Below are 17,669 nucleotides of genomic sequence, written 5' to 3' on the forward strand. Positions count from 1 at the left end.
GGCTTGCCGTGTTCGTTCGCTGTCTCCTGATTGGGGTAATTGTGAATCGTCCCGGTTGTAGCGCGTCGCATCCGACGCGCAAGCACTCTCATCCGCATCCCCGTTCCGCCCCCACACGCCGCATGGCCTACGCCCTCGCGCTGGCCGGTCTGCTCACGTTGGGTGCATGTCATCAACAGCAGGCGGCCGCTCCCGCGCCGCGCCCGGTCGTGGCCGTGGCCGTGCATCCGGACGGCAGTCCGCTGTCCGCGTCGCTACCAGGCGAAGTGCAGGCGCGCTACTCGACACCGCTGTCGTTCCGGATTGCCGGCAAGATCATCGAGCGGCACGTGCGCCTTGGCGATACCGTGAAGATCGGCGAGGTCGTCGCCCGCCTCGATCCGGCCGATGCGCAAAAAAGCGCCGCGAGTACGCAGGCGCAACTCGACGCTGCCCAGCACAGCCTCGTCTACGCAAAGCAGCAACTGGATCGCGACCAGGCGCAGGCGCGCGAGAACCTGATTTCGGCCGCGCAGCTCGAACAGACCACCAACGCCTACGCCTCGGCGCTGGCCCAGCGCGACCAGGCGGCACAGCAAGCCGCGCTGCAAAAGAACCAGTTGCAGTACACCGACCTGCCCGCCGATCACGCCGGGGTCATCACCAGCGAAGAAGCGCAGACCGGCCAGAACGTGTCGGCCGGGCAAGCGGTCTACAACCTGGCGTGGAGCGGCGATGTTGACGTGGTGGTCAACGTGCCGGAAAGCACGCTCGCCGCGCTCGCGCCCGGCCAGACCGCCACGGTTACGATGTCGGCGCTGCCGGGGCGCACCTTCAATGCTCGCGTGCGCGAGCTTTCGCCTGCGGCCGATCCGCAGAGCCGCACGTACCGTGCGAACCTCACACTGCTCAATCCGGGCCCCGACGTGCGGCTCGGCATGACGGCAGATGTCGCGCTGAACTCCAGCACGGCAGCCGGCGATTCGCCCTCCTTCACGCTGCCGTCCACCGCGCTGTTCCACGACGGCAACACGCCCGCGGTGTGGGTGGTAAGCGGCAACGACAACGTGCTCGAACTGCGCCGCGTGCAGGTCACACGCTATACCGAGCGGACCGTCGCCATTGCCGGCGGCCTCAAGGACGGCGAGCGCGTCGTGCTGCAAGGCGTGCACACCGTTTCGGCCGGCGAGAAAGTGCATCCGATCGCCCCCTTGCATCCCGAGGACTTCGCTTCATGAGCACAACCCATGAACACGAAGAGGGACGCTTCAACCTGTCCGCGTGGGCCCTGCGCCACCAGGCGCTGGTGGTGTTCCTGATCGCACTGGCTACCGCGTTCGGGATGCTCGCCTATACGAAACTCGCACAGTCGGAAGATCCGCCGTTCACGTTCCGCGTGATGGTGATCCGCACCTTCTGGCCGGGCGCGACCGCCCGTCAGGTGCAGGAAGAAGTCACTGACCGCATTGGCCGCAAACTGCAGGAGACGCCGTATATAGACTTTGTGCGCAGCTATTCGCGCCCCGGCGAATCGCTGATGTTCTTCTCGATGAAGGACTCCGCGCCGGTCAAGGACGTACCGGAAACCTGGTACCAGGTGCGCAAGAAGGTCGGCGATATTGCCTCCACCTTGCCGCCAGGCATTCAGGGGCCGTTCTTCAACGACGAGTTCGGCGACGTCTACACCAACATCTACACGCTCGAAGGCGACGGCTTTTCACCCGCACAACTGCATGACTACGCGGATGAACTGCGCACCGTACTGCTGCGTGTGCCGGGTGTGGCTAAAGTCGACTATTTCGGCGACCCCGACCAGCATATCTACATCGAGGTCTCCAACACGCAGTTGACGCGCCTGAACGTCTCGCCGCAACAGCTCGCCCAGGCCATCAACTCGCAAAACAGCGTCTCGGCGGCCGGCACCCTGACCACGTTCGACGACCGCGTGTTCGTACGCCCGACCGGCCAGTTCAAGGACGTCAATGCGCTCGCCGATACGCTGATCCGCATCAACAACCGTTCGTTCCGCCTCGGCGATATCGCCACCATCAAGCGCGGCTATGACGATCCGGTTTCCACACAGATGCGTTACGACGGCAAGGCGGTGCTCGGTATCGGGGTGACGATGCAGCCCGGCGGCGACGTGATCGAACTCGGCAAGGCGTTGGACAAGGAATCGACCGTCCTGCGCTCGTATCTGCCGGCCGGCCTCAAGCTCGTCGAAGTGTCGAGCATGCCGCACGCGGTCGCCAAGTCGGTGGACGACTTTCTCGAAGCAGTAGCCGAGGCAATTGCGATCGTGCTGGTCGTGAGTCTGGTATCACTGGGCGTGCGCACCGGCATGGTGGTGGTGATCTCGATTCCGATCGTGCTCGCGGTCACGGCCCTGTGCATGTATCTGTTCGATATCGGCCTGCACAAGGTCTCGCTCGGCACCCTCGTGCTGGCGCTCGGGCTGCTGGTGGACGATGCGATCATCGCGGTCGAGATGATGTCGGTGAAGCTCGAACAGGGCTGGAGCCGCGCCCGCGCCGCGGCGTTTGCCTATACCAGCACCGCGTTCCCGATGCTCACGGGCACGCTCGTCACGGTCTCGGGCTTCCTGCCTATCGCGCTGGCCAAATCGAGCACCGGCGAATATACGCGCTCCATTTTCGAAGTGTCGGCGATCGCGCTGATCGCCTCGTGGCTCGCCGCCGTGGTGCTGATTCCGTTGCTCGGCTATCACATGCTGCCGGAGAGGAAGCGCCAGGCACACGAAGCGCACGACTACGAGCACGACATCTACGACACCCGCTTCTACTCCCGCCTGCGCGGCTGGATTAGCTGGTGCGTCGAGCGGCGTTTCGTTGTACTGGCGATCACCGTCGGTCTGTTCGTGGTCTCGCTGGCCGGCTTCACACTCGTGCCGCAGCAGTTCTTCCCGAGCTCGGACCGCCCTGAACTGCTGGTCGACGTGCGGCTGCCCGAGGGCGCCTCGTTCGAGGCGACCTTGCGCCAGGCGCAGCGGCTCGAAAAGGTACTGGTGGGCCGTCCGGAAATCGATCACTCGGTCGACTTCGTGGGCAGCGGCGCGCCGCGCTTCTACCTGCCGCTCGACCAGCAATTGCAGCAGCCGAATTTCGCCCAGTTTGTGATCACCGCGAAGTCGGTCAAGGACCGCGAGAAGCTCGCGCAATGGCTCGAGACGGAATTGCGCAATCAGTTCCCGGCGATTCGCACGCGTCTGTCGCGGCTTGAAAACGGCCCGCCGGTCGGCTATCCGGTGCAGTTCCGCGTGAGCGGCGACGACATCGCCACCGTACGCTCGATTGCCGAACGCGTTGCCGCGACGATGCGCGACGACCATCGCACGACCAACGTGCAGTTCGACTGGGACGAGCCGGCCGAGCGCTCGGTGCGCTTCGAGATCGACCAGAAGAAGGCGCGTGAGCTGGGCGTCACCTCGGACGACGTGTCGAGCTTCCTCGCCATGACGTTGTCGGGCTATACGGTCACACAGTACCGCGAACGCGACAAGCTGATCAGCGTCGACCTGCGCGCGCCGAAGACCGAACGCGTCGATCCGGAGCAGCTCGTCACGCTGGCCATGCCGACGCCGAACGGCCCGGTGCCGCTCGGCACGCTCGGCCACATGCGCTACGACCTGGAGTACGGCGTGATCTGGGAACGCGACCGTCAACCCACCATCACCGTGCAGTCGGACGTCACGGCCAACGCCCAGGGCATCGACGTGACGCATAGCGTCGACAAGGCCCTGAGCCAGATCCGCGCGACGCTGCCGGTCGGCTATCGGATCGAAATAGGCGGCTCGGTCGAGGAAAGCGGCAAAGGACAGACCTCGATCAATGCGCAGATGCCGATCATGATCGTCGCCGTGCTGGTGCTCCTGATGATCCAGTTGCAGAGCTTTGCACGCGTGCTGATGGTGGTGCTGACCGCGCCGCTCGGTCTGATCGGCGTGGTCGCCACGCTGCTGCTGTTCGGCCAGCCGTTCGGCTTCGTCGCCATGCTTGGGGTGATTGCCATGTTCGGCATCATCATGCGCAACTCGGTGATTCTGGTCGACCAGATCGAGCAGGACATCGCCGCCGGCCATAAACGCTTCGACGCTATCGTGGGTGCAACCGTGCGGCGTTTCCGGCCAATTACGCTGACGGCCGCTGCCGCCGTGCTGGCGCTGATTCCGCTGTTGCGCTCGAACTTCTTCGGGCCGATGGCGACCGCGCTGATGGGCGGCATCACGAGCGCCACCGTGCTCACGCTGTTCTATCTGCCCGCGCTGTATGCGGCCTCATTCAGGGTGCGCGGCGACGAACGCGAGCCGCCGGAAGCCGCGACGCATGCGGCGCACTCAGGAAACTGATCATGGCTAATCCTGTTTTCAAACGTGCTGGACCTGCCCGGGCGCTGATGCTGGGCAGCAGCGCCCTCACCCTGTCCCTCGCGGCGTGCTCGTTCGGACCGAACGGCAACCCGCCGGTCATGCCGCAACCGGCCCACTACGGCGCCGAGCCGCAGCCCACCGAAACCGTGCCCGCGCAGGGCGTGACCCAGCAGTTCGTGGTGGGCGCAAAGCCGGTGCCGACGTGGTGGCGTCTTTATCAATCGGACGACCTGAACGCGCTGGTCGATGAAGGTCTGCGCAACAGCCCCACGCTCGCCGCCACCGACAAGAGCCTGACGTCCGCGCGCGAGCAGTTGCGTGCACAGATCGGCAGTTCGATGCTGCCCACGATCGATGCCGTCGGCCAGGCCGCCCGCCAACGCGCGCTGGCGATTCCCGAAGAGGGGCCGAACACCTTCCTCTACAACACCTTCGTCGGTCAGTTGCAGGCGCAGTACACGATCGACCTGTTCGGCGCCTCACGGCTTGCCAATGCCGCGCTCGCGTCGCGCGTGAACGTGCAGGTCTATCAACTGGAGTCGGCGCGCCGTGCGCTGGCGGCCAATATCGTCACCGCGGCGATCACTTCGGCCGCGCTGCATGCGCAGGTCGACACCACCGAACGGCTTGTCACGCTGGCCAATGAAGACGCGCGCGACATGGCGCGGCGCTATGCACTCGGCGCGGTATCGCATGCCGACATGCTGAACGCGCAGCAGAGCGCGGCGTCGCTGTCGGCCAGCTTGCCGGGTTTGAAACAGCAGTGGACTACGACGCGGCATGCGCTCGCGGTGCTGCTCGGCCGTACGCCCGACGCCGCCCCAGCCGATCTCGATCTGGCTCAATTGCATGTGCCGGAGCAAGTGCCGGTGGTCGTGCCGTCGGAACTGCTGCGCGCGCGCCCGGACATCCAGGCTGCCGACGCTGCACTCAAGGCCGCGGCAGCGGACGTAGGCGTCGCGACGGCAAAGATGTACCCGAGCCTGTCGCTAACGGCTTCGATGGGCCAGGGCGGCTTTAGCTGGCCATCGGCCCTCTCCGGCGCCGGTGCGATCTGGGCGGTGGCCGGTTCGCTGTCGCAGCCGATCTTCCACGGTGGAGCATTGTTCGCACAGCGCAAGGCGGCGCAAGCCGCCTACGAGGCTGCCGTCGATCAATACAGGCAGACGGTGCTGACGGCGTTCCAGAATGTGGCCGATACGCTTGCCGAGCTCGAACACGACGCCCAGGCGCTCGATGCCGCGAACGTTGCGGCGCGCGCGGCGCAAGGGATTTCGGATGAGACTGCGGCGCGCTATGGGCTCGGCGCCGTGCCGGTATCGGCGGCGCGTTCGAGCGAGCAGCAGTTCCGCAATGCACGGCTCGATGAGATCCGTTATACGGGTGCGCGCCTGACCGATACGGCGGCGCTGTTTCAGGCGATGGGGACGCCGCCGGTGGATGAGGCGGCTGCCTCGGCGGCTAAGGGAACTGCGGGAACGGCGGGAACCGCAGGAGCCGCGCCCGGCTGAGCGCGGTGCACGGGCCAGGGCGCGCTCGCGCCCTGGCCCGCTGCTTCATCAATACATCACGGCTTGTTCGATTCGAACAGGTCCATGATCTGCTGCTTCTCGTTGGTCGTGACAGTTGGCGGCGTCATGCCCGCCGGACCGACACCGCCCACAGCGTCGCTCGCACCCGCGAGCGGATTGGCCGAATCGAGGCCGATGCTGGCGACGAAGCCATTGCCCGGCGTGACATCCTTGTAGAACAGTTCGCCGTCGACGCTCGTGACCGTATCCGGCATCGCGGGCTCGGCCTGCGGCACGCCACGCAATGCACGGCCCATGTAGTCGACCCAGATTGGCAACGCAAGCTGCGCGCCGAATTCACGGCTGCCCAGGCTCTTTGGCTGGTCGTAGCCCATCCACGCCACCGCCACCAGCGATTGCTGATAGCCGGCAAACCAGCCGTCCTTGGCGTCGTTCGTCGTCCCGGTCTTGCCCTGCAGGTCCGAACGCTTCAGCACGTTGGTGCCCGCGCCGGTGCCGGCCGTGGCCACCGAATGCAGCAAGCTGTTCATGATGTAGGCATTACGCGGATCGATCGAACGCGGCGCGTCGCGCCCCGCGGTGAGCGGCTGCGCCTTCGAAATCGGCTCGCCGCGCGCATCGGTCACTTCGGCGATCAGGTACGGATTGACGCGATAGCCGCCATTCGCGAACACCGAGTAGCCGGCCGCCGATTGCAACGGCGTGACGAGCCCCGCACCGAGCGCCATCGGCAGATACGGCGGCGTCTTGTCGGCGTCGAAGCCGAAACGTTGCGTGACGAAGTCCTGCGCGTACTTGGTGCCGATAAACGACAGAATGCGGATCGACACCAGGTTCTTCGACTTCTCCAGCGCGAGACGCATCGGCATCGGACCGTCCGGCTGGTCGTCGTCCTTCGGCTCCCACGCGTCGCCGCCCGGCGAGCTAGGCGGGAAATAGAGCGGCGCGTCGTTGATGATCGTCGCCGGTCCCAGGCCCTTGTCGAGCGCGGCCGAATAGATGAACGGCTTGAAACTCGAACCCGGCTGGCGCCATGCCTGGGTCACGTGATTGAACTTGTTCTTGTTGAAGTCGAAGCCGCCGATCAGCGCGCGAATCGCGCCGTCCTGCGGGGTCAACGAGACCAGCGCGCCCTCCACCTGCGGCAACTGCGTGATCTGCCAGTTGCCCTTGTCGTCGGCGACGAGGCGCACGATCGAACCCGGCTTGATGCGCTGCGCCGCCGCGGCGCGTGCGCTGAGTGCGGTCGCCACGAAGCGCAGGCCGTCGCCGTTGATGGTGGCCTGAGTGCCGTCGACGAACTGCGCCTGCACTTCCTTCGGGCTTGCCGCGGTCACCACGGCGGCGACGATCTCGCCGTTGTCCGGGTGATCGGTAAGCGCGTCGTCGATCGCCTGATCGCGATCGTCGCCAGGCGGCGGCAGTTCGACGTAGCCTTCCGGCCCGCGATAGCCGTGGCGGCGCTCATAGTCCATCACGCCCTTGCGCACCGCATGGTAGGCCGCGTCCTGATCCGCGGAGTCGATCGTGGTAATCACGTTCAGACCGCGCGTATAGGTCTCGTCCTTGTACTGCGCGTACATCATCTGGCGCACCATTTCCGCCACGTACTCGGCGTGCACGCTGTACTCGTTGCCGGGATTCTTGGTGTGAATCTCTTCCTTGACGGCGGCGTCGTACTGATCCTGGGTGATGTACTTCAGATCGAGCATGCGCTTGAGAATGTATTCCTGACGGATCTTCGCGCGCTTCGGATTGACCACCGGGTTATACGCCGACGGCGCCTTCGGCAAGCCAGCAAGCATCGCGCATTCGGCAAGCGACAGGTCCTTCAGGTCCTTGCCGAAGTACACGCGCGCCGCAGCCGAAAAACCATAGGCGCGCTCGCCCAGATAAATCTGGTTCATGTACAGCTCGAGGATCTGGTCCTTGCTCAGCGCGCTCTCGATCTTGTATGCAAGCAGCATTTCATAGATCTTGCGCGTGTAGGTCTTCTCGCTCGAGAGGAAGAAGTTACGCGCCACCTGCATGGTGATCGTACTCGCGCCCTGCGAGGCGCCGCCATGCAGCAGGTCGGCCGAGCCGGCGCGCAGGATGCCGACGAAGTCGACGCCGCCGTGCTCGTAGAAGCGATAGTCCTCGATCGCCAGCACCGCCTTCTTCATCTGGTCTGGAATGTCCGCGAAGCGCACGAGGTTGCGCCGCTCTTCGCCGAACTCGCCGATCAGCACGTGGTCCGCGGTATAGACACGCAGCGGCACTTTCGGACGGTAGTCGGTCAGCGCATCGAGCGACGGCAGTTGCGGCCCCATCACCACGAGCGCATAGCCGAGAATCAGCGCGCCAACGACCAGCATGGTCGCCACGAGGCCAACGAAGGTCAGCGCGATGCGCGTGCCGAGCGAGCGGCGGCGCGGTTGGTCGCGTGCGCCATCGTTGCGTCCTGGGTTGCCGTGGTAGGGATCCCGGTCTGCACCACCCGGAGAATTTGAGGATTGCGGTCGTTTGATGATTGGCATGACTCGAATAGTTGACGCATGACGACGCGCCTCTTGACGGACGGCAACCACTGCCGCACGGCCCAATGCCCCCGGCTGGCCATACGGCGCGCGCCCGGATAGATCAGGCCCGAAAAGGGGGGCCTCGCGCAACGTAACAGCGCATTTTAAAGAAATCGGACGCGGCCCAAGGCGATTTTTTTGTAAGAATTCCCTTCGGCATGCCGCCCCGGGCACGTGACCCATGCCGCCATGCAGTGGCGCGGAGAGAGTGGCGTTGGCTCACGTGTCCGGGTTTCGAATTCCGATTATGGCTCGCGCGCCGTCCCCCCCGTAAGATCATTCGCTTTCAATTTGAAAGGAGGGCGAATCATGCCTTTTCCACCCGGATTCAGGATGTTGCCGGTCCTGGTTGTTGTGATGTGCGGCATTGCGGCGCTGTTCACCCGCAGGCGGGATCCGCTTGTGGAGCGGCGCCGCTCGATGCTCGTGGTGCTCGGTGCGTGGATCATGATCTTTGCCATGCTCGTGCTGGTCGCGGCCGCCTTGTGCGGCTGACACTTTCCATCTTCGCCGAAAACGATCCAACCCTTTGATGTCACGGGATTTTCATGCACCGCCCGTTTCGCATCGAAGCAACTCGCCTTATGATGGTCTGGTCGCGCGGGGAAAGCGCGGCCGCGCGCAAAATCAGCCGTTCGAAGCCAACAAATACGCGAGCAGATCATGAACAAGCCCAGCGAACGCATCGTCGTATTCGTCACACCTGCCCAGAAACGCGCCATTGCCGCCAGTGCAGAGGAGCTCGGCATCAGTGTCAGCGAGCTGATGCGGCGCGCGGTGCTGAGCTTCGGTGCGACCAGCGAACAGGTGAAGGCGGCGAGCATCGTCGACAGGCTGCGCGCGCCGCGCGAACCGGACGCGCTCAACGAAGCGCTGCAGCGGGTCGCACGCGGCACCCGCCACGCGCGCGCCGCCCAACCCACCGTACTGAGGACGAACGGCGCCGCGGCAGCGCCGAACGCTCCTGACACATCCGACACACCGCAGGCGAACGACGCCCCCTTGCTGCCCGCCGACGTGCTCGCCGCGCTGGTGCGCACGCCCGAAGAAGAACAGGCGCTGGCGGAAGCCGAAGCGGTGGCGCGCGTCGCCGCGGCCAAGGCAGCCTCGATCACCTCGCCACACGAAGCCCCGGCGCACGCGGAGCCTGCCGTGCAGCCCCCTGCCGCGCTAGCGCCGCGCCGGCGTGTGCGCATCGAAACCACACGCGACGAAGACGATCCACGCAACGACCCAACCGCTGAAGACGGCCGTTTCGCCTGAAGCGCGACGCAATTTGCTGCGCGCTTTACAAACCTTGAAATATTCCTCTAGCGGATGGCGGCAAGCGCCGTTCAAAATCCGCTTCAAACGCACCTTTGAGACGATTTTAAGAGATCTCGTGGTGTAATATCCGCCAGCCGTTGAGCCCGCCTGGCGTGTCCTTTTGCGCATACTTTCCAGCCTGAGCCGCGCGGCAGTCGAACAATTTACGATGCCGCTATTGCAATTCGCGCTCGTGCCCCGACTTCCGCAGCGGTTGCCCGCGCAATACTGCGCACGGCAGCGTAAACTGGTTGTGATAAAGGTTTGAACGCGCCAGGTACTCAGCGCCGATTTCATTCTACGGAGGTATTCATGTCGCTAATTGACAGCATCTCGCGCACGCTTAAAGGTCTTCTGAACGACGCTGCCGATTCCGTGCAGGATCCGTCGCGCGACTCGCGTCAGATCGTGCGCGAACTCGACGACAGCATCGCCAAGGCCGAGAACTCGCTGATCGAGATTCAGGCGCAGGTGGCCACTCAGCAAAGCAAGCGTGACGTTGCCGCCGACAAGGCGAAGAAATACGAAGACGGTGCGAAACGCGCGCTGCAGTCGGGCGACGAAGCGCTCGCCCGCGAAGCGCTCGGCGCCCAGGCTACCGCCGAAGCGGAGCGCGATTCGCTCGCCAAGGAACTCGCCACCCTCGAGCCGTCGGTGGACCACCTGAAGAGCCAGATCGACGAGATGCGCGGCCGCCGCAACGACCTCAACGCACGCTCGAACATCCTGCAGGCCAAGCAGCAGATTGCCGAGGCCAAGGACGTCGCAGCAACGGCGCTCGGTGGTATCGGCGGGCGCAATCTGTCCGACGACTTCCAGAAGCTCGAAGACAAGGTGGCGTTGTCCAATGCGCGCTCCGACGCGCGCCTGAATTCCGCTGACGTCAAAAGCGGCAAGGCGCTCGACGACAAGCTGGCGGATCTGAATCGCGGCCCGTCGGTCGAAGATCGTCTCGAAGCGTTGAAGAAGCAGTTGAACACGCCGGCCCAGTAAGGCGGCGTGAGGCAGTGCAGCGGATGTGACGCAGCGCCGGCAATCGTGCGGCGCTGCGTGTCACACCGGAGAATCGATTGACATGGAGACGGGCGTAAAGCCGCCCGGTCCGACACATGAAAAAATTTCTCGCAGCCACGTTCGCGTCGCTGATGCTGATCTCCACCGCCGCGTTCGCTGTGCCGAGCGCGCAGCAGATCGAATCGGCGATGGCGCAGGGCAACTGGCAACAGGCCGACGCCGGCTTGACCGAAGTGCTGCAGGCGCATCCGGACAACGCGCGCGCGCACTATCTGTACGCGCAGGTACTCGATCGCGAAGGCCGCAGCGGCGATGCGCTTGCGCAAATCCAGCAGGCCAAGACACTCGATCCGCAAATCCGCTTTACCGACCCGACGCGCTTCGCGCAGACCGAAGCCCGCATCCGCCGCGACGCGCAACGCAGTGGCGCGGCAACGGGCCAGACCGGCAATGCGTTTGCGCAACAGAACGCCATGGTGCAGCAGGCCGCGCCGCAGGTGCCGCAACGGCATGGTCCGTCCATGGGCATGTGGATCGGCATCATTGTGCTGATCGGTGCAATTGCGCTGGTGTTGCGCTGGACGCTGCGCCGCGCCCGTACCCAGGACGACTCGCGCGCCGACGACGATCGCCGCGTCCAGTTGAAGCGGGCCACCGACCTGCTGAACGCAGTGCGTTCGCTGAAGCTCGACGTGAGGCTCTCCACCGCGGTGGGACACGAGGCGCTGGAGAAGGAAGTCGAAAGCACGGAAGAGCAGTTGCGCGGCGTCGTCGAAACGCTGTCCAACGGCAAGAATCCGCTGCCGCCGTATCAGCTCGACGAACTGGAACAACGCGTCGCCAGCCTGAAGGCGCGTGCGGAGGGCCGCCCCGATCCGTACGCGGCCGCTCCAGCCGGCTCCGGTGACTCGGCCTACGCACGCGAAGCGGAACGCTTCGGCAATCCGCCGCAAGCACCCTATCCGTATCCGCCGCAGCAACAGCCGCAGGTCATCGTGCAGCAAGGCGGTGGTGGCTTCGGCAGCGGCATGGGCGGTCTGCTGACCGGCGTGCTGCTCGGCGAAGCGCTCAACTCGGGCCGTGAGCGCGAAGTGATCGTCGACGATGAAACGCGCCGCCGCAGGGACGAGAACAACAACGGCAACGACGGCGGCCTCGATTTCGGCCAGGGGTCGAACAACTGGGACGACGGCAGCGGCGGTGGCGGCGTCGACATGGGCAACGACGACTCGGGCGGCTGGAGCGATACCTGATTGTCGGGGGCGCTGCCGCGAGGTGGCGCCGCCGGTGCAAACAGCCGAGGCTATGCTGAAGACAGGCTCCGTTATGGAGCCTGTTTTTTTATGGGCTCGTCAGGTCGCGTCTCGCACTAACGGCGGCCTACCGGCGGGCTAGCTGCGGCAATGCCTTCGCGCACTGTCTGCAATGCGCCGGGGTCACTCACGCGTCGCTCAAGCGCTCGCCGAAGCCGGCTGCTGACGCGAGTCCATGACTGTCGCACCGGCAAACAGCCTGACGATAAAGCGCTCCGCATAACCGATCAGCGCCTCGCGATGCCCTGCCACGCCGATGTATTCATGCGACAGATGGAACAGTTGCAGCACGATCTGCGTGCAGATCTCGTCCACGGTCGAGCGTGCGAGGGTTGGCATCAGATCGAGTTGCACGATGTCATCGGCCATCTCGACCGACACCTCCTGCAGGTTCGCCCGAACCGCCTCGCGCAGCGCCGCTGAGGTGCCGTGATACTCCGCGAGAGCGCTCAAAAACGCCTCGCGGTTGTCGAGCGCAAACGCAAAGAACGCCGCGCAGGCACGGCGCGGCACGCTCAGCGGCTCGTCGTGCGCGGCCAGCCAGCGCTCGCGGCGCAGCATCGGCCGCAACCGCCGGCTAACCGATTCGACGGCTTCGCGGGCGAGATCGTCAAGCGTGTCGAAATGCCGGTAAAAGGTGTTTGGGTTCAGGCCGGCCTCGCGCGCCACTTCGCGCAGGCCGAGCGTCGCAAAACTGCGCCCGCCGGCGGTCAGACGCAAGGCCGCCTCGATGAGCCGGCGCTTGCCGGGCGCGAAATCAACATCAGGATCGGGTTCGAGTTCGGGTGTGGATTCCATGGGCTTCACAGACACAGTGCGCAACACGCCGCTAACCACTGCACTGTAAACGATCTTGACTCGAGGTGCACACTTGTCTACTCTGCGCGTTACGGCGTAGACAAGTGTAGACATCAGACCCGATATCCCTGTTCGATATCGCGCCGGGCACCGGCGTGGCGTCTATTGCCGCCCGCTGCTGCCATCTGAAGCGACCACTTGATCTTGCCACCTGAAACCCGTCCATCAAACCGTCTTGATCCGGAGTCCCTTGCCCATGTCGTCCCCCTCGCCCGCTACGCCACGCATTGCCATCGTCGGGAGCGGCTTTTCCGGCATCGGCATGGCAATCCGGCTCAGGCAGATGGGCCTCGAATCGTTCACGATTTACGAGGCGGCGGGCGAAATTGGCGGCACGTGGCGGGACAACACCTATCCCGGCGCGGCCTGCGACGTGCCCTCGCATCTATATTCGTTCTCGTTCGAGCCGAATCCCGGCTGGACGCGCGCCTACGGCCCGCAGGCTGAAATCTTCGCCTATCTGAAGCACTGTATCCGCAAGTACGGACTCGAACGCTTCGTGCGCTGCCATGCACGCATGAAAGCGGCACGCTTCGACGAGGCGCGCCAGGTGTGGCAACTCGAAATCGAGCATGGAGATAAAGCGCACCCGGCCCATGCCTCACCACTCTCAAGCGAGACGGTTGAAGCCGATATCGTCATCGCCGCGAGCGGCCCGCTGTCACGCCCGGCCCTGCCGCAGATCGCAGGGCTCGAACGCTTTGCAGGCAAGCTGTTCCACTCGGCGCGCTGGGACCATGACTACCCGCTCGAAGGCAAGCGCGTCGCGGTGATCGGCACCGGGGCGAGCGCCATCCAGTTCGTGCCAAAGATCCAGCCGCGTGTCGCACAGCTCACGCTGTTCCAGCGCACGGCGCCATGGATCATGCCGAGACCTGACAAACCGGTGAGCGCGAGAGCGCAATGGTGCTTCAAACACCTGCCGTTCACGCAGCGCCTCGTGCGCAACGCGATCTACTGGCAACTTGAATCGCGCGCCATTGGCTTTGTCGTCAATCCGAAGCTGACGAAGTACCCGATGAAGTTCGCCCTGAGCTATCTGGAGCGGCGCGTCAAGGACCCGGCACTGCGCGCGAGGCTGACGCCGAACTACCGGCTCGGCTGCAAGCGTGTCCTGCTTTCGAGCGACTACTATCCGGCGCTCGGCCAGCCGAACGTGGAGGTGGTGACGAACGCGATTCGCGAGATCGTCGCCGATGGCGTCGTCACCGAAGATGGCGTGCATCATGCCGCCGACGCCATCATCTGCGGCACCGGCTTCCAGGTCAACGATGTCGGCGCGCCGTTCGACGTCACCGGCATAGGTGGCGCGGACCTCGGCGCGCAGTGGCTGCGCGATGGCCCCGAAGCGTATCTCGGCACCAGCGTCGCCGGCTTCCCGAATTTTTTCATGATCATAGGACCGAACACCGGCCTCGGTCACAACTCGATGATCTACATGATCGAGTCGCAGGTCCAGTACATCGCCGCGTGCCTGCGCGAACTGGAGCGGCGCGGCGCCCGCACCATGAACCTGCGGCCCGACGTGCAGCAGGCTTTCAACGAGCGCCTGCAACAGGACATGCAGCACTCGGTATGGATGAGCGGCTGCCATAGCTGGTATCAGACGAAGAGCGGCAAGGTCACCGCGATCTGGCCGGGCTTCACCTTCAGCTTCCGCAAGCGCACCCGCCGGGTGCGCGCCGACGAATACCGCTTCGCGCGCTGAGTTGGGTGGCGAAGCACCTGCGCTTTACGACTTGAACAATCAGGGAGACAGGCATGGCTGGCATCGACACCACTCAAACCGCACACAGCACCCCGCTGCCCCGGCGCCCGCTCGCCGCGCGTCTTGGCATCACCAGCGTGCCGCGCGACGTGCTGAGGCGGCGCTACACGCAGCGCGGCTCGAAGTTCGTCAACATCATGGGCGCGCATGTCCACTACGTCGAGGAAGGCAGCGGCGAGCCGCTGGTGATGATTCACGGCTTCGCGTCGTCGCTGCACACCTGGGACGGCGTGTGCGCGGAACTCGCGCGCAGCTACCGCGTGATCCGTCTCGACCTGCCGCCGTTCGGCGTGACGGGGCCGCTGCGCAACGCCGCGGGCGCAATCGAGACGATGGACATGCCGACCTACCGGCGCTTTATCGACACGTTCATGCAGGTGCTCGGCATCCACCGTGCGACGCTGATCGGCAACTCGCTCGGCGGCCTGATCTCGTGGGACTACGCGGCACGGCATCGCGATGCGGTCGAGCGGCTGGTGCTGATCGATTCGGCCGGCTTTCCGATGAAGCTGCCGATCTACATTGGCCTCTTCAACAGCGCCCTGGTACGCATGAGCGCACCGTGGTGGCTGCCCGAGCCCATCATCAAAAGCGCGGTGCGCAACGTGTACGGCGACGCGCGCAGGCTGGCCGCGCCGGTACTGCGGCGCTATATCGAGTTCTTCCATGGCGAAGGCACGCGCACGGCCATCGGCAAGATGGTGCCGACGCTCGATTTCGCCGATCTCGACACCGGCGTGCTGAGGACACTCGACGTGCCGACGCTGGTGTTGTGGGGCGCGAAGGACCGCTGGATTCCGCCTGCGCACGCGGCGGAGTTCGCGCAGCGCATTCCGGGTGCGCAGTCAGTGATGTACCCGGGGCTGGGCCATATTCCGATGGAGGAAGACCCCGCGCGAGTGCTGGACGACTTACGGACCTTTCTCGCGACGGACGCGAAAGATACGGTAAGTTTAAAGCCCGTCACAGCGTAAGGGCTATGCGACGGCGCGCCTGCCTGGGGCGGGCGCGCTCAGCCCCCTCCCCCCAGCAGACGCAACAGATCCCACAGAAACTTGCACGCCAGCACAATCAGCTCCCACAACTGGTAGAGCTGCTGCCAGCCTGCGGCGTACGCAAAGGCTTGAATCATATTCTGTCGGACGATAAACAAAGGCGGTATGGACGAAAGCGCCGGTCCGCACGGAGAAGCCGGCGCGAGGACCTCCATCATATCGACCTCGGGATACCCCGTATCAAGTCGTGAGCCGGCGTGCCGTCATTGAAGGGAGAAGACGCGGCATCCGTCCTGGGTGACCGTGCGGATACGCGCCATCAAGGAGAGACTCATGACGCGCTTTAGTTTTCGCCGGGCGGGCCGGGCGCCGTCGATTGTGGGCGACATTGCGGCACAGGCTGGCAAGCTGGGCATTGAGATATGCGACGTCTCGGGCCACGTCGAGGAGGTCGCGGCACGGGTGCAGCACCAGGCGCAGGTATGCCGCTCGCTGCGCGAGACCGCAGCCCAGACGATGGACGGCAATCGCCGGATAGCAAGCGCCGCACGCGGGATGCGCGACGTCACCACCGAAGTGGCGAGCGGCGTGCAGGAATCGCAGCAGACGCTGGAGGCATCGCTCGCGGACATTCACGGCCTGGTCGAAGGCGTGACGGTGATCGAGAGCCACATAGGCGCGCTGCGGGCCGCGCTCGCGCACGTGAGCCGCGTCTCCGAGGAAATCTCGCTGATTGCGCGGCAGACCCATCTGCTGGCGCTGAACGCGGCGATCGAAGCCGCGCGCGCCGGCGACTCCGGCAAGAGCTTCGCGGTGGTGGCGGCGGAAGTAAAGAACCTGTCGGCGAAAACGGCACAGGCGACGGGACAGATCGAAACCACGCTGGCGCAACTAACCCAGCAGACGGAACAGCTCACGAGCGAGGGCTCGGAGAACACGGCGCGAGCGCACCGGGTGCGTGAAGGCACTCGCAGGATTGGCGAGGTGGTGCATTCGACGGGTGAAGCGATCACGCAATTGAACGCCGAGGCGGGACAGATTGCGACGCTGACGGGCGAGATCGAGAGCCAGTGCACGGGCTTGGAAGCGCAGGTGCTGGAGATGGCGAGCGGCGTGGAGGATTCGAGCGAAAACTTCGTGCAGGCGAAGAACCGGCTCGGCAATTTGCTGGGGGTATCGGAGACGCTGATCGAGTTGACGGCGGCCACGGGCGCCGAGACGACGGACACGCGCTTTATCGAGGCCGTGCAGGAGACGGCGGCGAAGATCGGCAAGCTGTTCGAGCGCGCGCTGGCGAGCGGCGAGTTGAGCCAGGCGGACTTGTTCGACCAGACGTATGTACCGGTTCCGGGGACGAATCCGCCACAGTTCATGACGCGGTTTACTGCGTTTACCGACCGGGTATTGCCTGCTGTGCAGGAGCCTTTGCTCGGGCTCGATCCGCGGGTCGCGTTTTGCGCCGCGGTCGATGTGCGGGGGTATTTGCCTACCCATAACAAGAAGTTTTCTCAACCGCAGCGCGACGATCCGGTCTGGAATGCGGCGAATTGCCGGAACCGGCGGGTGTTCGATGATCGGACTGGGTTGGCTGCTGCGAGCCATACGAAGCCTTTCTTGTTGCAGACTTATCGGCGCGATATGGGGGGTGGTCAGTTTGTTTTGATGAAGGATGCGTCTGCGCCGGTTTTTGTTGGGGGCAGGCATTGGGGTGGGGTTCGGATTGGGTATAAGGTTTGAGGTTTTTGCCTGCTCGGCGGTTTTGGGGCTGTTTGCCTGCGGCGGCTTGTTGTTTGGTTGGTGTTCTTGGGGTGTTGGCCTTTCCTTGTTTTGTTATCGGTCTATTTGCGTTGCCCCTGTGCGGGGCGGCACCTACTTTTCTTTGCCGCCGCAAAGAAAAGTAGGCAAAAGAAAGCGGGCTGCAACCGCCAGCCCGTAGTGAGCCATCTAGGTCCGCCAC

Annotated in this window: 12 protein-coding genes; 10 read left to right on the plus strand and 2 right to left on the minus strand. The window is 64.6% G+C overall.

The window, feature by feature from the left end; all coding sequences use genetic code 11:
- Positions 1 to 122 precede the first annotated feature (122 nt).
- The 3 genes from FFS45_RS30765 to FFS45_RS30775 are packed head-to-tail and all read left to right on the plus strand — an operon-like array spanning position 123 to position 5,877.
- Positions 123 to 1,217: an efflux RND transporter periplasmic adaptor subunit gene (locus FFS45_RS30765; protein WP_137958412.1), complete on the plus strand. Its 1,095-nt coding sequence runs from the start codon at positions 123 to 125 to the stop codon at positions 1,215 to 1,217.
- Positions 1,214 to 4,345: an efflux RND transporter permease subunit gene (locus FFS45_RS30770; protein WP_137958413.1), complete on the plus strand. Its 3,132-nt coding sequence runs from the start codon at positions 1,214 to 1,216 to the stop codon at positions 4,343 to 4,345. The genes FFS45_RS30765 and FFS45_RS30770 overlap by 4 nt, the downstream gene beginning before the upstream one ends.
- Positions 4,346 to 4,392: 47 nt before the next feature.
- Entirely contained in the window at positions 4,393 to 5,877 is a 1,485-nt protein-coding gene (locus FFS45_RS30775) for an efflux transporter outer membrane subunit (RefSeq protein ID WP_249363000.1), read from the plus strand.
- 56 nt (positions 5,878 to 5,933) lie between these two features.
- Here FFS45_RS30775 and FFS45_RS30780 read toward each other — a convergent pair whose 3' ends face one another.
- Complete coding sequence (locus FFS45_RS30780; protein WP_137958415.1) at positions 5,934 to 8,417, minus strand: penicillin-binding protein 1A; 2,484 nt, start codon at positions 8,415 to 8,417, stop codon at positions 5,934 to 5,936.
- Between the two features lie 351 nt (positions 8,418 to 8,768).
- On the opposite strand from FFS45_RS30780, the gene FFS45_RS30785 reads away from it, so the two are divergent.
- The 4 genes from FFS45_RS30785 (at position 8,769) to FFS45_RS30800 (ending at position 12,031) form a co-directional block, all read left to right on the plus strand.
- Positions 8,769 to 8,954: a hypothetical protein gene (locus tag FFS45_RS30785; RefSeq protein ID WP_137958416.1), complete on the plus strand. Its 186-nt coding sequence runs from the start codon at positions 8,769 to 8,771 to the stop codon at positions 8,952 to 8,954.
- Between the two features lie 168 nt (positions 8,955 to 9,122).
- A complete protein-coding gene (locus FFS45_RS30790) occupies positions 9,123 to 9,722 on the plus strand; it encodes a hypothetical protein (RefSeq protein ID WP_137958417.1) in 600 nt (199 codons plus the stop codon).
- A 354-nt stretch (positions 9,723 to 10,076) separates the two neighbouring features.
- Positions 10,077 to 10,757 (plus strand): PspA/IM30 family protein, encoded by a 681-nt coding sequence (locus FFS45_RS30795; RefSeq protein ID WP_137958418.1) that lies wholly within the window; start codon positions 10,077 to 10,079, stop codon positions 10,755 to 10,757.
- A 116-nt stretch (positions 10,758 to 10,873) separates the two neighbouring features.
- Positions 10,874 to 12,031: a tetratricopeptide repeat protein gene (locus FFS45_RS30800; RefSeq protein ID WP_137958419.1), complete on the plus strand. Its 1,158-nt coding sequence runs from the start codon at positions 10,874 to 10,876 to the stop codon at positions 12,029 to 12,031.
- Between the two features lie 198 nt (positions 12,032 to 12,229).
- Here the strand turns inward: FFS45_RS30800 and FFS45_RS30805 are convergent, their stop codons facing one another.
- On the minus strand, positions 12,230 to 12,889 hold the full coding sequence (locus tag FFS45_RS30805; protein WP_137958420.1) for a TetR family transcriptional regulator: 660 nt from the start codon (positions 12,887 to 12,889) through the stop codon (positions 12,230 to 12,232).
- 256 nt (positions 12,890 to 13,145) lie between these two features.
- On the opposite strand from FFS45_RS30805, the gene FFS45_RS30810 reads away from it, so the two are divergent.
- The 3 genes from FFS45_RS30810 to FFS45_RS30820 all read left to right on the plus strand — a co-directional run bounded on the left by FFS45_RS30810 (position 13,146) and on the right by FFS45_RS30820 (position 17,449).
- The gene (locus FFS45_RS30810) at positions 13,146 to 14,657 is read left to right on the plus strand and encodes an NAD(P)/FAD-dependent oxidoreductase (protein WP_137958421.1); all 1,512 of its coding nucleotides are present in this window, start codon (positions 13,146 to 13,148) and stop codon (positions 14,655 to 14,657) included.
- A 53-nt stretch (positions 14,658 to 14,710) separates the two neighbouring features.
- A complete protein-coding gene (locus FFS45_RS30815) occupies positions 14,711 to 15,691 on the plus strand; it encodes an alpha/beta hydrolase (protein ID WP_137958422.1) in 981 nt (326 codons plus the stop codon).
- 354 nt (positions 15,692 to 16,045) lie between these two features.
- Positions 16,046 to 17,449, plus strand: coding sequence for a methyl-accepting chemotaxis protein (locus FFS45_RS30820; protein ID WP_137958423.1), 1,404 nt, complete (start codon positions 16,046 to 16,048; stop codon positions 17,447 to 17,449).
- Positions 17,450 to 17,669: the final 220 nt, after the last annotated feature.

Origin of the sequence: Burkholderia sp. 4M9327F10, assembly GCF_005503145.1 — a bacterium.
Lineage (GTDB): Bacteria > Pseudomonadota > Gammaproteobacteria > Burkholderiales > Burkholderiaceae > Paraburkholderia.

Bases quoted from the DNA above. Each gene is read 5' to 3' on its own strand.
- FFS45_RS30790 (WP_137958417.1), top strand. From the start codon at position 9,123: ATGAACAAGCCCAGCGAACGCATCGTCGTATTCGTCACACCTGCCCAG.
- FFS45_RS30795 (WP_137958418.1), top strand. From the start codon at position 10,077: ATGTCGCTAATTGACAGCATCTCGCGCACGCTTAAAGGTCTTCTGAAC.
- FFS45_RS30800 (WP_137958419.1), top strand. From the start codon at position 10,874: ATGAAAAAATTTCTCGCAGCCACGTTCGCGTCGCTGATGCTGATCTCC.
- FFS45_RS30765 (WP_137958412.1), top strand. From the start codon at position 123: ATGGCCTACGCCCTCGCGCTGGCCGGTCTGCTCACGTTGGGTGCATGT.
- FFS45_RS30785 (WP_137958416.1), top strand. From the start codon at position 8,769: ATGCCTTTTCCACCCGGATTCAGGATGTTGCCGGTCCTGGTTGTTGTG.
- FFS45_RS30815 (WP_137958422.1), top strand. From the start codon at position 14,711: ATGGCTGGCATCGACACCACTCAAACCGCACACAGCACCCCGCTGCCC.
- FFS45_RS30780 (WP_137958415.1), bottom strand. From the start codon at position 8,417: ATGCCAATCATCAAACGACCGCAATCCTCAAATTCTCCGGGTGGTGCA.
- FFS45_RS30820 (WP_137958423.1), top strand. From the start codon at position 16,046: ATGACGCGCTTTAGTTTTCGCCGGGCGGGCCGGGCGCCGTCGATTGTG.
- FFS45_RS30770 (WP_137958413.1), top strand. From the start codon at position 1,214: ATGAGCACAACCCATGAACACGAAGAGGGACGCTTCAACCTGTCCGCG.
- FFS45_RS30810 (WP_137958421.1), top strand. From the start codon at position 13,146: ATGTCGTCCCCCTCGCCCGCTACGCCACGCATTGCCATCGTCGGGAGC.
- FFS45_RS30775 (WP_249363000.1), top strand. From the start codon at position 4,393: ATGCTGGGCAGCAGCGCCCTCACCCTGTCCCTCGCGGCGTGCTCGTTC.
- FFS45_RS30805 (WP_137958420.1), bottom strand. From the start codon at position 12,889: ATGGAATCCACACCCGAACTCGAACCCGATCCTGATGTTGATTTCGCG.